This window comes from Bacillus sp. FSL K6-0994, assembly GCF_038630815.1.
GTDB lineage: Bacteria > Bacillota > Bacilli > Bacillales > Bacillaceae > Bacillus > Bacillus safensis.
Window position 1 is genome coordinate 3,628,565 of record NZ_CP152043.1, and the last position, 15,052, is coordinate 3,643,616.

Annotated in this window: 14 protein-coding genes and 2 pseudogenes; 3 read left to right on the forward strand and 13 right to left on the reverse strand. The window is 40.6% G+C overall.

What is annotated here, in order from left to right; translation table 11 throughout:
* Positions 1-546: 546 nt before the first annotated feature.
* The 5 genes and pseudogenes from MHB69_RS18875 to MHB69_RS18895 form a co-directional block, all read right to left on the reverse strand.
* Positions 547-1,212: a hypothetical protein gene (locus MHB69_RS18875; RefSeq protein WP_075621406.1), complete on the reverse strand. Its 666-nt coding sequence runs from the start codon at positions 1,210-1,212 to the stop codon at positions 547-549.
* A 20-nt stretch (positions 1,213-1,232) separates the two neighbouring features.
* Positions 1,233-1,625 (reverse strand): HNH/endonuclease VII fold putative polymorphic toxin, encoded by a 393-nt coding sequence (locus MHB69_RS18880; protein ID WP_041105818.1) that lies wholly within the window; start codon positions 1,623-1,625, stop codon positions 1,233-1,235.
* A pseudogene (locus tag MHB69_RS18885) lies at positions 1,602-2,177 on the reverse strand (pre-toxin TG domain-containing protein); the annotation flags it as partial. The pseudogene MHB69_RS18885 and the gene MHB69_RS18880, both read right to left, overlap by 24 nt.
* 573 nt (positions 2,178-2,750) lie before the next feature.
* The gene (locus tag MHB69_RS18890; RefSeq protein ID WP_041118379.1) at positions 2,751-3,068 is read right to left on the reverse strand and encodes a hypothetical protein; all 318 of its coding nucleotides are present in this window, start codon (positions 3,066-3,068) and stop codon (positions 2,751-2,753) included.
* A gap of 21 nt (positions 3,069-3,089) precedes the next feature.
* A complete protein-coding gene (locus MHB69_RS18895) occupies positions 3,090-4,682 on the reverse strand; it encodes a T7SS effector LXG polymorphic toxin (RefSeq protein WP_342496247.1) in 1,593 nt (530 codons plus the stop codon).
* Positions 4,683-4,978: 296 nt separating this feature from the next.
* Here MHB69_RS18895 and MHB69_RS18900 point away from each other — a divergent pair, with 296 nt between their 5' ends.
* A complete protein-coding gene (locus MHB69_RS18900; RefSeq protein ID WP_342495854.1) occupies positions 4,979-5,140 on the forward strand; it encodes a hypothetical protein in 162 nt (53 codons plus the stop codon).
* 4 nt (positions 5,141-5,144) lie between these two features.
* Here MHB69_RS18900 and MHB69_RS18905 read toward each other — a convergent pair whose 3' ends face one another.
* From MHB69_RS18905 to MHB69_RS18915, 3 genes are all read right to left on the reverse strand, one after another.
* The gene (locus tag MHB69_RS18905; RefSeq protein WP_075621405.1) at positions 5,145-6,125 is read right to left on the reverse strand and encodes a restriction endonuclease; all 981 of its coding nucleotides are present in this window, start codon (positions 6,123-6,125) and stop codon (positions 5,145-5,147) included.
* Positions 6,126-6,280: 155 nt separating this feature from the next.
* Entirely contained in the window at positions 6,281-7,720 is a 1,440-nt protein-coding gene (gene bglA / locus MHB69_RS18910) for a 6-phospho-beta-glucosidase BglA (RefSeq protein ID WP_342496248.1), read from the reverse strand.
* 9 nt (positions 7,721-7,729) lie between these two features.
* Positions 7,730-9,628, reverse strand: coding sequence for a beta-glucoside-specific PTS transporter subunit IIABC (locus tag MHB69_RS18915; RefSeq protein WP_342495855.1), 1,899 nt, complete (start codon positions 9,626-9,628; stop codon positions 7,730-7,732).
* A 155-nt stretch (positions 9,629-9,783) separates the two neighbouring features.
* On the opposite strand from MHB69_RS18915, the gene MHB69_RS18920 reads away from it, so the two are divergent.
* The gene (locus MHB69_RS18920) at positions 9,784-10,494 is read left to right on the forward strand and encodes a GntR family transcriptional regulator (protein ID WP_087978680.1); all 711 of its coding nucleotides are present in this window, start codon (positions 9,784-9,786) and stop codon (positions 10,492-10,494) included.
* A 42-nt stretch (positions 10,495-10,536) separates the two neighbouring features.
* Here MHB69_RS18920 and MHB69_RS18925 read toward each other — a convergent pair whose 3' ends face one another.
* The gene (locus MHB69_RS18925; protein ID WP_342495856.1) at positions 10,537-11,127 is read right to left on the reverse strand and encodes an Imm64 family immunity protein; all 591 of its coding nucleotides are present in this window, start codon (positions 11,125-11,127) and stop codon (positions 10,537-10,539) included.
* 173 nt (positions 11,128-11,300) lie between these two features.
* On the opposite strand from MHB69_RS18925, the gene MHB69_RS18930 reads away from it, so the two are divergent.
* Entirely contained in the window at positions 11,301-12,197 is an 897-nt protein-coding gene (locus MHB69_RS18930) for a PhzF family phenazine biosynthesis protein (RefSeq protein WP_342495857.1), read from the forward strand.
* Between the two features lie 39 nt (positions 12,198-12,236).
* Here MHB69_RS18930 and MHB69_RS18935 read toward each other — a convergent pair whose 3' ends face one another.
* The 4 genes and pseudogenes from MHB69_RS18935 to MHB69_RS18950 all read right to left on the reverse strand — a co-directional run bounded on the left by MHB69_RS18935 (position 12,237) and on the right by MHB69_RS18950 (position 15,031).
* Complete coding sequence (locus MHB69_RS18935) at positions 12,237-13,112, reverse strand: LysR family transcriptional regulator (protein WP_342495858.1); 876 nt, start codon at positions 13,110-13,112, stop codon at positions 12,237-12,239.
* Positions 13,113-13,120: 8 nt separating this feature from the next.
* Entirely contained in the window at positions 13,121-13,627 is a 507-nt protein-coding gene (locus tag MHB69_RS18940) for an LURP-one-related family protein (protein WP_041118400.1), read from the reverse strand.
* A 105-nt stretch (positions 13,628-13,732) separates the two neighbouring features.
* Positions 13,733-14,013: pseudogene (locus MHB69_RS18945) on the reverse strand (Darcynin 2).
* Between the two features lie 169 nt (positions 14,014-14,182).
* Positions 14,183-15,031 carry an MBL fold metallo-hydrolase gene (locus MHB69_RS18950; RefSeq protein WP_342495859.1) on the reverse strand — a complete coding sequence of 283 codons (849 nt, stop codon included), beginning with the start codon at positions 15,029-15,031 and terminating at the stop codon, positions 14,183-14,185.
* Positions 15,032-15,052: the final 21 nt, after the last annotated feature.

The following is a 15,052-nucleotide window of genomic DNA, read 5'->3' on the forward strand; positions in this document are numbered from 1 at the left end:
TTGCTTAAATTTGAAGGGAATTCATTGATCAAGCGTATGACACCATCGATAGAAAAAAGGAGTGGTTCATTCCACTCCTTAAATGATGTCTCAATTCTGTTCATCGCAGCCCCCAAATACTTAGATCATAAAAATATTCCGTTCTCTCGATGCATAATCCAAAACGGAAATATTCTGCCAAAAATAAAATCCCCACACCCACTTAAAAATTTTGTTTGCTCAAGAAGGTGATTTAAATGAATAAAGACTTCATACACATTCACTTTAAGTGCTTCAATTTCATGCTCTCGATAGTATTCTCCATGTATTTGGATTTTATGTTCTCTCGATTGAAGGAAAGCAAATACCTTCTGACAAACAGTACTCAGCGATTTTATAAAATCCATATACCACTATTCGAATTCTATAGAAATGAAACAACCAGTCCTCGAAAGAGTTTCGACAACTGGCTGTTTCATACGGTGTTTTGATCCCAGTCTCTCAAAACCGGGGATCAGTCCCGAATATGGTGATTGTTTAAAATATTACGGGATCATTTTGAAGATACTATGAATGGCTTTGTATTCGCTCCCGTATTTTCTGGGTATGATCTTGATTTAAAATCATTGCCAATTCGGCCTCATTTAGAACAGATCCCCATCTAAAGATAATTTCACTATTCAAACCATACTTCAAAAAAAGCGCTTGATAATCTATTTCATGACTATTCTTATCCAATCCTGAGTAAAACAAATCTTTTATAGATTCCTCTGAGAGCATTGAATCCCTTCTACTGGCAATCATGAAACTAGATTGATACTGATCCATTATTCGCAATGCTTTATCTAAATCATGTTGAGGAACCTTGGCCATACTGACATAAAACGGTTTTTCATGTTCATCTAAAAGTAATTCTGGCCCCTTTTCAAAACCTGAAGTATTTATGTCTGAATCAATAGATTTCCATACTTTTCGGAATCTCTCTATTCGCGAATGTACATCACTTACTTTCTTACTCAGAAAGATATAAAAATGGTAATTAGTCAATTGATCGCTAAAAATTTCGATTAGTTCATTTTGACAATAACTTTGAAAAGTCTTAATTCCACCATTATCTAAAAAGTAATATCCATTAATACTATATACACTTAACTGTTTAAGTTCATTTATTTTTTGATCTAACCACTTATAGTAGTTTGTCACTTCTTGTTCGAATTCAAGTTCTATTTTCATTTATAATCCTCCAATGATAACTATTTTTCATAGTCATAGTGGTTTCCATAAATATCATTAAAATGAGCATCTCTATTCTGACTTAAGTCGTCTGGATAATAATGACCTCCTGCATGATCTCTAACCACTTTATCACCTTTAAAGAAATAATCCTTACCAGGGATAGGGTTACCTCTTTTGTCCACTGCTGGTCTAACTTCTATGGGTTGTTCACTTACTGGTATACCACTTGCCCTTTTAGATTCTCGAAAAGCCCCTCTTCTTTTGGCTCCTTCAGGTGAAAAATTAGGAGGACGCTGCCCATTTTCAGCTTTCACATATCTTTGATAATTTTCTCTTTTAGTTATTATTTCTTTTGGTTTATGTTTAAATTGAAGTTGTTTTAAACTCTTACTTCCAAACGGTAAAAGCATTCCAAGCGCCGCGTTCATACTCGCTTCCTGCTGTTCTTTGGAGATCTTATTTCCAAACATGTCTCGGCCTGTGATCGCTTCGCTGAAGCCGTTTGTGGCGGTGAGGCCGTATAAACCTTTTTGGGATGTCTTTAGGGCGTCAAAGGATTTTTGTGATGTCTTGTAAATGTCGACTGCCCTGACTGCGGCTGATGTGGCTTGACTCGTTTTATAGACAGCTTTTCCGCCTTTGAAAATGCGGCCTGCCCAGCCAACGATAGGAATGTAGCCGGCCGCTGCCATGCCTCCTGCCGCGACACGCTGGCCTGCGGTGAGTTCCTCGCCCGTGATTGGATCAACGCCTGTTGCGGCACGTTTTGCATCGTTCACACCTGTCAGCTCATTGACAATATTTCCGCCATAATCTAGGGCTTTTTCATACCAAGGACGGTTGGCGAGTGCTTCTTGTTCCTTTGCGATCTCACGGGCTTCTTCTTGTTCTTTTTTGATTTTCAGATATTCAGCAGTTTGCTTCTCAATATCGCTTTTTGCCTTGTAGATTTCGCTATTTTGATCAAGCTGCAATGCTTTTCGATTGCTTTATTGTCTCTTTCGAAACAGAACACTGTTAGCTGAATAAACACCACCTTACGCTATTCGCTTAAATAGATTTTGAAATGATGACTACACTCCGAGAGGATGCCAATTACAGTCAATCATCAATTGAAATGAAAAACTGTCCTCGATACGGCTGTCGCAGACCAGCTGCTATTCAGGCTCAGAATGTCCCTCTCGTATAGCCACATTCCTCAACACTTTTGTTCCGTATCCAGATACACCATTGATAAGGGAGAGGCGCGTCTCCCAATAAAAAAAGGGGACACCAACCAAGGCACTTAGAGTGCTCAATACGTTCGTTTTGCTTGTCTCTATCATACGATGATCCACTCAGGAAAAAGATTCCCATTTTATCGGTTTTTTCTCGGGATGAAAGCCAATAAACACAAAAACCTTGAAAGGCATATAGCCAGTCAAGGTATGATAACAATAACATTAAATTTAGAAGTATCAACTACTTCACCTACTGATTTATCTGAGAGAATATCATAATTGTTTTATATTTCTTTCTAATACAATAAGGCTATTTTAAAGTAACTCCACTCCAACTTGTTTATAAAATTTAACTTTTAGCCTCTCTTCTTCGCCCACGTTCATTACCATAGCATTGTCATCTTTTTTTATACTTGTTACATTATTAAAATCACCTGTAAATACTATAGAATCTTTAAATGTAATACTTAGACTACTCGTTTGCTTATATACATCTAAAGTTAAAATCACCTTGAAATTTTGGTCATCTTTGTAAGTATAAATTAATTCTCCATCATCTATATTGCCTGTTATACTCACCGGCTCACTTTGAAAAAGTTCTAAGAGATCATATTCATCATACTTGATAAACATTCGTATTCATCCTTTTATTAATTATTTCGGTATAACTGTGATAACATCGCCTGCTTCATTTATAATCACTTTGACATCCCGTGTTTCATGAACAAACGTTCCGCTTCTATTACCAGGTATCTTTTTCGTATTCATTATAGCGTCTTCAATAACTGAAGGTGGAATATTTCTTGGATCAACATATTTTTTAATGAAATCACTAAATTCTTTTGTTTGTGGTTTAAATCCTAATTCTTCAGCTTTTTTGATTGCTCTACTTGTTAAAGTAGCTTTTACTTCAGGAATATCAGGTGCCATTCTTTCCAAAGCATGCTGAGAATAATTTCTTCCATTTATTTCTCCTCCGCCTTTTAACATATTCCAACCAATTTCACCCGTACCCTTAATCCCCATTTTACCATGAAACCCTTTCGCTCCAAATGGCAAAAGCATCCCAAGCGCCGCGTTCATACTTGCTTCCTGCTGTTCTTTCGAGATCTTATTTCCAAACATGTCTCGGCCTGTGATCGCTTCGCTGAAGCCGTTGGTGGCGGTGAGGCCATATAATCCTTTTTGAGATGTTTTCAGGGCGTCAAAGGATTTTTGTGATGTCTTGTAAATGTCGACTGCTCTGACTGCGGCTGATGTGGCTTGGGTGGTTTTATAGACTGCTTTCCCGCCTTTGAAAATGCGGCCTGCCCAGCCAACGATAGGGATGTAGCCAGCCGCTGCCATGCCGCCTGCCGCGACTCTCTGTCCTGCCGTGAGTTCCTCGCCTGTGATTGGATCAACGCCTGTTGCGGCACGTTTTGCATCGTTCACGCCAGTCAGTTCATTCACGATGTTTCCACCATAATCGAGGGCTTTTTCATACCAAGGGCGGTTGGCGAGGGCTTCTTGTTCCTTTGCGATCTTGCGGGCTTCTTCTTGTTCTTTTTTGATTTTCAGATATTCAGCAGTTTGCTTCTCAATATCGCTTTTTGCCTTGTAAATTTCGCTATTTTGATACGCTTTCTTATCAAAATTCATAGGCGAAATCGCTTTTCCGTCATTTGTCGCATTCATCATTTCAGCATACAATGCCATTGTAGCTTGCTGCTCCGTCTCTGACAAAGCATATTCATCTTTTAAATTTTGATCAAGCTCTCTTAGTTCTTTGACCGTCTTTTTTCGTTCATCTTCCGCATCTTCTATTTTTTCATCAAAGGTTTGGCTATCAAATACCTCTAGAGAAATGAGATCATCAATGTCTTGAAAAATCGTTTTGAGTGCCTTTTTTTGATCCTTCACAATGCTTTTGGCATTCTTGATGCCCATATGTACTGCGTTGTCTAAAAAGTGTTCTTCTACAAAGGTATCGCCGCCAAAACTCGTATCATCCAGTGTTCCAGAAACACCTTCATGAAAGGCTTTTTGCTTATCAATGAAGCTGATAAACATGTCTACATTTCCAGACAGCTCTTTATAGAAACTTTTAATGTTATCGGCACCTTTCCCAGTGAAGTCATCTCCGAGGTTGGCAACACCTTGTAATGCCTTTTTTAAATCTATCATTTGTTCGCGGAGTTCCTGATAGTGTTTTGCCCTTGTGTCCATGGCACTGGTTAGTGCTTTTGCATCAAGTATCTTGCCCAGAAGAAGTCACTCCCTCCATTATTGATCATAAAGTCTATTTTACCGTGACCTTCAAAACGGAAAAATAGGCTGAATGACATAAAAAATGGAATAGACTTTCTATCTCAACAAAGTCAGGAAATAGAAATAGGCTAGACAATACATTTTGCTCTGTCTAGCCTTACCTTCGTCCTATTTATAATTATTGATTGGTCCTTTATTCCAAACTATGTGATAGAACCTATTAAAACATTAATCCCTGTTCAACCTCTTCAGTGATATGAGATAATGCCAACTAAATCGAAAGGAGAATCAATGTGTATAAAGGAATCATTTCTGCAATTATGGTGATATTCGGCTTTTGGATTTTTCTACAATTATCCTTGAACATCAATGTCTTTCAAAACTCAATAAACTATTTTATTGTTATTATCCTCTTCTTCCTTTGTATTCAGGCGTTATTGAAGCGTAGGCAATAAAAAATCACTCAGGTACATACACTTTTTTCAAAGGTAATAAAGATCTTGTCTCAGTTGGCATATGCTCATACCAATGTACAATAAGGTCTACGAGTTCTTCTAAATCTACTAGATGAACTTCATTATGCTTCGCAACAGCTTTGGCATTAGAAGTGAATCCACCAGTAGAAACAAATAAACTGTTTGCATTCATAGGATTAGCCCCTAATAATTGTTGTACTTCTGGGGAACTGGCTGAGTTTTGTCGATGCTTAACTTGTACTTTTATAATAGGTTTTTCAAATCCAAATGCATCTTTATAAGCTAATACATCAACACCACCATCAGGTCCTTTTGGGCTTACGCGAACATTGTATGACATAGCTTGCAGTAAACCCCCGACTAGATCTTGCATCTGCCACGGATCCAGTTTATCTACCTTATCTGCAATCATAACAGTTGCTTTGCTGACTAAATCTTCAATAATTTCATCTTCTTCTGTTTCATCTTCGTATGCTGCAATAGAAGTAGGGTTCTTGAGTAAATGTTCGATCTCTTGCCCCCAATCATCTACACGAAAAACAGTTGATATAGAACCGAGGCTGTTCTTAGCTGGTTGACTGAGAGAATCTCGTTTAACGGCGATTGGCTCCCAATTCACCTTAATGTGATTTGGATACATTTTATCTCCAGCTGCTTCATCAAAAAAATGCGGAGCAGTCACAGTACCTACTCGATATTCACGACTCTCTTTTAAATATGTAATAATTCGATCTCCCTTTTTAATTTCTCTACTGAACCTCCATATCTGACTAACCCAGCTTCTCCTTGTAAAAGGTTTGTTCTCGGCGAATATGACATCAGCTCGAGCATTCATCTCTTGCTTTGTTTGATATTGTTTTGGATTACCTAATTTCGGCCACCCGATAGATGCGATACCTTTCTTTTCCCAAATTGAAATTAAATCATTTTGGTCACCTGCACGAACCATCCACCATTTCGTCATTAACGCTCTCTCCTATTCCATTCCATAAATATTCTTACTAAATTATAAGACTTATTTATTGTGAACAAAAGGATATACTCACCATTTTTGTCGAAAGAAAGAGAAAAACCCGAACAAGCATATACCACGCTCATCCGGGCTTCTATTTTCCTTTATTACACTTCTTCGCCGTTCGTTGCGATGACGTTTTGATACCAAGTAAACGAATCTTTTTTAAGGCGCTTCATCGAGCCGTTACCTTCGTTGTCGCGGTCAACGTAGATCATGCCGTAGCGTTTTTTCATTTCACCTGTTGTGAATGACACGATATCAATGATGCCCCAAGGTGTGTAGCCAATAAGGTCCACACCGTCGTATTCAATCGCTTTTTTCAGTGCTTCGATATGAGAAGCGAGATATTGAATTCTTTCTGGATCGTGAATAGAACCGTCTTCTTCTACTTGATCTATTGCACCAAATCCATTCTCTACGATGAACAGCGGGATTTGATAGCGATCGTAAAAACGATTCAATGTATATCTTAAGCCTGTCGGGTCAATGGACCAGCCCCAGTCACTTGATTTGATATAAGGGTTATCTACACCATGCGGCAGGGCTCCGTTGACAATGTCTCCGTTGTGATCAGACACCGTATCACTTTTAACCGTTGTCGACATGTAGTAGCTAAAGCCTAGATAATCCACTTTCCCTTTTCTTAAGCTTTCTTCATCGCCTTCTTCAAATGGAATATGATACCCTTCGCGTTCGAATTCTTTTAATGCATAGCTCGGATAGTAGCCGCGAACCTGTACATCTGGGAAGAAATAGCGCTGTCTCATATACTCCTCTGCAAGCATGACATCCTCTGGATTTGAGGAATACGGATAGATTGGCACGTGAGAAACCATTGCTCCAATTTGGAAAGCAGGATTGATCTCTTTTCCTTTGGCTACTGCCCATGCACTTGCAAGTAATTCATGGTGTCCTGCTTGATACATGACTTCTTTGGCATTTTCGCCTTCTTTGACTGATACCCCTGAATTTGTCCAAAGGAATAGTGGGTTGTTGACATCCATTTTGTTATTGATTTCATTAAATGTCATCCAGTATGTGACCTTGTCCTTGTATCGATTGAAGCATACTTCTGCGAATTTCGCGAAATACTCAGCGACTTTTCGGCTGCGGAACCCGCCGTACTCTCTTGCTAAATGGAGCGGCATCTCAAAGTGAGATAGCGTAATCACAGGCTCGATGCCATGCTTGAACAGTTCATCAAATACATCATCATAGAATTGTAAGCCTGCTTCATTCGGTTCCGCTTCATCTCCCTTAGGGAAAATCCGGCTCCAGCCGATCGATGTACGTAAGCATTTCAAACCCATTTCGGCAAACAACGCGATATCTTCCTTATAACGATGGTAGAAATCAATCGCTTCATGGTTCGGATAAAATTTATCTTCTTCTATCGTTTCAGTTATTTGTCTCGGTACTCCGTGAGCACCTGCTGTCATCACATCTACAACACTTGGGCCTTTTCCTGCTTCGTTCCATCCACCTTCGAATTGATGTGCAGCTAATGCGCCGCCCCATAGAAAATCTTTTGGTAAAGTCATTATTCATTCCTCCTATTTCACAATTGTGATCATGACGTCCGTTGGCTGACATGTCGATTGTTCTTCTACAATCACATCTTCGTACGCTTGTGTATTGGTGATGATGACTGGTGTGATTGTTTTTAATCCTTTGCGTTCAATGGCTTCTTGATCAAATGTCATCAACAAGTCACCCTTCTTCACCTTGCTGCCTTCTTTGATATGAAGAGTAAATGCTGAGCCATCTAGCGAAACCGTATCAATTCCTACATGAACAAGTAACTCCACACCGAATTCTGAACGCAGTCCAATCGCATGCTTTGTCGGCGCAAGCATGACGACACTGCCGTCAAATGGTGCATACATCTTATTGTCTGTCGGTTCAATCGCAAATCCTTTGCCCATCGCCCCCGAGCTAAATACAGCATCCGGCACTTCAGATAACGGGAGCACTTTCCCTGCAAGCGGTGCAGGAATGGTTTCTTCATTGTTCATCGAAGCATTCATTTTTTCTCCAACTTGATCTTTATCAGATGTTGCCCCAGCTGTCTGTTCCACTGTATCTTCCCCATAACCAAACATTTGAATGAGCACAACTGGTAAGATCAGCGCAATGACCACACCAATCAAAATGCCGATGATTGACGTTGGATAATCTGAACTAATTCCGTTTACAATCGTCAGTGGACCAGGCAAACCTGCATACGCAAAGTAATAAGGCGTAAAGAAGCTGGCAACAATGGCACCGACCGCTCCAGATATACATCCGAAAATAAATGGTTTCTTGAAACGCAGGGTGACCCCATAAATCGCAGGCTCGGTAATTCCAAAGAGACCCGTGATTCCCGCTGAAACCCCGACTTTTCTTGTTTCACGGTTTCTTGCTTTTAAAATAACCCCTAACACTGCGCCGACCTGAGCGATAACAGCGATGGTTTGATATGCCTGGAAGGAGTCACGTCCATATTGTTCAAAGTTGGCGAGCACCATTGGGGTGATGCCCCAGTGAACACCGAAAATGACAAGCACTTGCCAGAAACCTCCGATAATGGCGCCTGCTAAAGCTGGTACATTTTCTGCCAAGACATTGTATCCGTTTGCAATCCCATTTGCGCCTGCTGTCGAAAGAGGACCAATTAATAGAATAGTTAACGGAACCATGACGACCATACAGATAAATGGGACAAATAACGGTTTGACCACCTCGTGAATGCGTTTGTTTAAAAATCTCTCTACATATGAAAGGATCCATACCAAGAATAGCGGCGGCAAAACAGATGACGTATAAACAGTTTCAGATAACGCTATGCCTAAAAAGGTAACGCCTTCCCCTGATGCCACGCGTCCAGCAATCTCCGTCCAAGCCGGACTGACAAGCGCTGCTGTACACGCTACTGCGATATACATATTCGTTTTAAAATGCTTGGCAGCTGTTATAGCAATAAAGATAGGCAAGAACGTAAACGGCGCCCAGGAAATAAAGCTAAAGACTTCATACGTTCCGGTTTTCGAGAAGCTTGGAAATAATAAATTAATGAGGATAAGTGCACCTTGTAAAATACCAGCTGCGGCCAAAATATACACAAATGGTGCAAACACAGCAGACATTGTCGCGATAACTCGATTCAGCACCGTTCCCTTGTTTTCATTTACCTGATCATCATCAGACGGCTGCAGCTGAACAAGGCTGGAAAAATGCTCATATACCTCACCAACATGCTGACCGATGACGACCTGGAATTGACCGCCGTTTTCCACCACGGTAATGACGCCAGGCATTGCATTAACTGCTTCCTTTGCCTTTGGATTCGAACGTTTCAACACCAAACGCAGCCGCGTGGCGCATCTTGCGGCACTCACCACATTTTCTTCTCCGCCAACTGCCTCTAAGATGTCTTCTGCAAGCTTTTGATAATCCCTCACTTTTGACATATAAAACCCCCCTTTATCACTGCTAGTATATGTACATTATAATTATACCGGTACAATTTATCAATACATATATAATTTCAAATAGCATATCAAAGTAAATTTGGTATGTGCTATAATACAAAGACAATAAATCGTGAAAACAAAGAGGAATAGCCATGTTAAAGTATCAACAAATTGCGAGCGATATTGAAAAATATATTGTCACCCATGAGATGCAGCAAGGGGATAAGCTCCCCGTACTCGAAACACTCATGAGCCAATTTGCTGTGAGCAAAAGTACCATTATTAAATCGTTAGAATTACTCGAAAAAAAAGGAATTATCTATCAAGTGAGGGGCAGCGGCATCTTTGTTCGAAGACACCGCCGTAAGGGCTACATCAGCCTTTTATCCAACCAAGGGTTTAAAAAAGATTTAGAGGAATTTCAACTGACATCAGAGGTTTTAATGCTAGACACCATCAAGCCGTCCGAAGAAGCTGCACTTAATTTGAACATTGAACAAGCAGAGGATGTTTTTTATCTAAAACGAATTCGTTACATCAATGGACAAACCTTATGTTTAGAAGAATCCTATTACCGAAAAACGATCATTCCTTATCTCAACACAGAAATTGCTGCCGACTCTGTTTTTAAATTCGTCAGTGAAGGGCTTGGACTCAAAGTCGGCTTCTCTGATATGTACTTACAAGTAGGCAAACTAAACGAAACCGAAGCAAAGCACCTCGGCCTCAAACAAGACGATCCCGCCCTCCGCGTCGAGACGGTCTTTCATCTCACAAACGGCCAGCCCTTCGACTTCTCGAAAATCACATATAACTACATGCAATCCCAATTTTTTATTCAAGCGAATAATTATTATGGGTGATGGATGAGAAAAGCCCCCTGGTGTCAGGAGGCTTTCTTACTTTTATCTTTTAACCTTTAAACATTCCACCCTTCTTTCTTGAGAAGATAGGCCATCAATCCCAACATCACCATAATAAATGTCTATGTGTTTTCCTTTGCCAATTAGAGCAACTGGAAAAGCATGCTGGTCTTGCAGACACTTTTCAAACTCATCTGGATGAATTTCGACTTCAATTTCATGTCCAATGAACGCATATTCAAACGTCATCGTATGATAAAGATCCACAAGACAGCGTATGATCTCCTGCTGAAGATGAATGACATCATGAGAAACAACCTCTGTCCACTTTAAACAGATAACGAACCCTACATAACCTGTTTCTTTTTGTATGTTGATGGTCATATCATTTAGCTTCGACCCCGACAATTCAAACTCTGTATAATAACCTGAAAAGTTATCATCTTTGATGATGTTCTCTTTTATACTTTGTTCAATCCATATTTCGCCATCAGAATCCTTACTAAACTTTACTTTGGTAATAGACATTTCTTTTTCAGCTAGATAATCAGCCAATTGGCGAAAAGCATTTGGAAAATGAATCGTCTCATAAAAAACGATTCCAATATTGATGTATCCACCTATAGCTATCATGCACCCCTCGCTTTATTTTTTCTTTCATTATACTTTACTCAAACCTTTATTCTGAGAAAACTCCTTCTCTTACATGAACACTTCCGATTTAAAACATCAAAAAAATTCATTTTACGAATGCATCAAACAAACTTATGATAAACGTAACAAGAGTGTATAGGAGGAGTCATCAGATGAGAGACATTAGAGTGTATCATGTTGATGCGTTTACAACTGAGAAATTTGGAGGAAATGCCGCTGGGGTGGTGTTGGATGGTGAGTTTTTAACAGAAGATGATATGCAGAGCATCGCCAAGGAGTTGAATTTACCGGAATCTGTCTTCTTGCTTCCTGCCCATGATAAGAAAGCCGATTATCGCGTCAAATACTTCACACCGACGGAAGAGGTCAATTTTTGCGGGCATGCGACTGTTGGATTGACTTGGCTTCTAGCGACGGAGCTAGGACTGGCTAAAGAGAGATCAGGGGTCGTGTTAGAAACAAAGATCGGCCATGTGCCTGTTGTATGGCACGAAGAAAATGGAAAGGTCGTTGATGTGGAAATGACGCAGGTGACACCGAAGACGCGGGATTTTGTCATCGATTTAGAAGAGCTTAGTGACATGCTTGGTGTGAGCATTGACCGCCTTGATCCATCCTATCCTATCAAATTAGCAAACACCGGAAACTGGCATCTTCTTGTTCCGATGAAGCACCAACAGGACATTGATCAAGCGGCACCGAACTTAGCGGCTTTAGCTAAAATGAATAAAGAGCATGGTATCTCGACAACCCACCTTTATACGTTCCACACTTCAAAAGAATGCGATCTTTATACGAGGGATTTTGCACCTGGGATTGGTATACCGGAAGATCCTGTGACGGGGGCTGCAAACGGGGCGTTGGCTGGATATCTTTATTTGGAGGGTATCATTTCTCAGCAAGAAATCACTCGCCTGAACATTGCCCAAGGGGATGCCATCGGCAGACCTGGCATGCTTCGTATCACAGTCATTCCGAATGAATCAAAGCCGGTGATTAAAGTGGCAGGCGCAGCTGTCATCACGATCCGCGGCGTGTTAACTTTATAAAACATCAGCTTGAATGGGGACTTCCTGTTCAAGCTGATTCTATTTAAAATGATTTTTGACCGTTTCGATCCATCTTTTGGCCGATGGGGAAGCTGCTTTGAATGATTTGAGCGCCAGGTTGACCTCACGAAAGATGCTCGTCTCCAGTGGAATGACTTTCGTATGAGGTATGTGCGGCAGCAAAACCAATTTTGGAATGATCGTGACCCCAAGCCCTTCTTGCACCATAGAAATGAGCGTATTGTTGTCTTCAATTTCAAACAAAACATGAGGCTTCACGCCGCCTCTTTCTTTTAACAGCTTCTTGACGAGTATGTCACAGCCCGCTTTCGGCATGATAAAGGCTTCATCATGTAACGAGTCCACTTCAATCACTTTCTTCGTATGAAAGCGATGATTCTCTTGTATGAGCACCACCAATTCATCCTGAAAAAGTGGAACGGTCTCAAATTCCCTCGATGACTGCGTTAAAAAACCAACATCAACCGTGCCAGAAGTGATCCATTCCTCAATCTCCTCATAACCTCCTTCATATAACTCCAGCTTGATATGCGGATAGATTTGCGTAAAACGATGAATAAGGCGTGGAAGGACATTTGAGGAAAAACTAGGGAATGTCCCTATCTTGATACTCCCCACTTCCATCCCTTGAATGAGCGCCGCCTCCTGCTCAAGCAATGCTGCATGATGCATGATTTGCCGGATATGCGGCATCACCCGCTCACCTGCGTCCGTTAACGAAAGCCCGTTTCGATTCCGCCGAAGCAGCACAATCCCTAATTCCGACTCAAGCTTCGCAATATTATGACTCACCCCAGACTGCGTCAGCCCAAGCTTCTCCCCGGCTTTTGTAAAACTGCCGCATTCTACGACTGTTAGAAATACTTTGTATTGGAATGTGATCAGTGTGCTCACCTCACTTATTAATTCGTCGTTGCCGACGACGAAGACCTAGACGCTGCTTCATCAGCCTTCACACAATCAATCGCAACAACCAATGCAATCATCACAGGCTCCATCTCTTCTTTCAAAATATCAACCTTATAGCTGTCACCCCAAGTAAACCATTCCTTCTTCACCTGGCCGATCACATCACCATTCTGGAGCACCTGGAAATTCATATCCCACCAGTTACCTTGCACTTCTATACCCGCGGCATCAATTGAATATTTTGCTTTAAAGAACGTAAACTCTTTTTTGATCGTCAATACCTCTTGACCACCAACTTCTACTAAAAACTTCGGTAAAAAGCTAAACATTTTCTTCGTAATCACAGCGATTTCTTCTCGTTCTGTATTCAGAATGGTAAACGTCTTCGGTACCTTCAAAAAACTGCCTTCGACCAAATACACATCGTTCTCCTGCTGATCCTTTACTGTAAACCTGCCGCTCAGACTAAATACTTTCTGCTTCATGTAAAGCTGTTTCATATGGACCTCCGATTCAGTTCAAAAATTTATCCGTTCTTACATTACCTCTGATTATACCAAAAAATAGAATGTACAAAAAACCACCTGCTATCAGGTGGTTTTCGATTACTGATTCATTTTCAGAGATTCTTTTTCATATGTTTGAAAAGCATTTTCCATTCCCATGATGACCTCTTTAATTTTGACATAACCACTTGTGTAAGGAATAGAATCTCTAATCTCTTCCCACATAAAATGATCGTTTCACACATCACAAAATCTGTGTAATCTTTATCTGGAAGAGCTTCTGCATCAAAAAAACGCACCGTCACATGTTCTTTATATTTCTGCATCAACTCTTGCAGCGAAGCCGCATGGTTCTTATTTTGGTTTTGAAAGTGTCGTATGGGTCAGTTATTTTGTCCATCTGTTTTTTACCTCCTAATAAGGAAAACTCAAGCCTACTTGGGGATTGTTTTTATGATCAATGCTAAAAATAAGTCTGTCACAATACGTGATGCAAAAAAAGTCTCGTTTGAGGGAAATCACCCAAATGAGACTTTTTTTAGTGTTTATTTAATACCCATTTACAAAGTAAGCAATGGTTTCTAATTCATCTTCTTTCAGTTCTCTGTTCACGTACTTTTGATACTCATTCGTGATTTTCTGTTTATCTCCACCACATTGATCAGTGAATTTCGCTATCATCCGAAGTTTGTCTGTTTCCTGACGAAACTCCTCTTTTGTCCATGGTCTTTGGTGTGAAGGAATATACGTTTCGGCATCAAAAGCATCTAACTCATCTAAAAGACGCAACGTTTCCTTCACTGTATAATGAACTTTTTCGGCATACATTTTCGGATAAATACAATCACCAAGAAACAGGATTTTCTCTTCTTTCACATACACGATCACGGAATCAGCCGCATGATCGCCTCCAACATGCTGCACGATGCAAGTGACCCCGCCAAGATCAATCTCTATCCGACGGTCAAACGTGACATCCGGTAAAACCACCTGAATATCTCGATGACCCTGATATTCTTCCTTAATAGCCTTCGCGCAGAACTCAATCTCCGTTCCTTCCCTCACCCGCTCATCAATCGCCTCATCTGACCACGAAAACGGAACAAGCTCCTCCATTTCCTTTCTTGTCTGTGCAGAAGCAATTGAAACCGTATCAGGCAGCGCAGGCAGACCAAAAATATGATCCCAATGCCAATGCGTGAGGACAACCATATCAGGCTTGGCGTTCTCGTGCTTTAAAGATCTTTGGATGAAATAGTTCGCATGATCTTCTGAGTTACCGGCATCGATCATTAATGTTTTGTTATTGCCAACGACCATGCCTAGGATGGGGCGGTCGGTGAGTGATATTGGTGTGATGTACCAAAAACTCTGACCTATTTTTTTAATTGAATGCATTGGTGCTTCCTACTTTCTGTC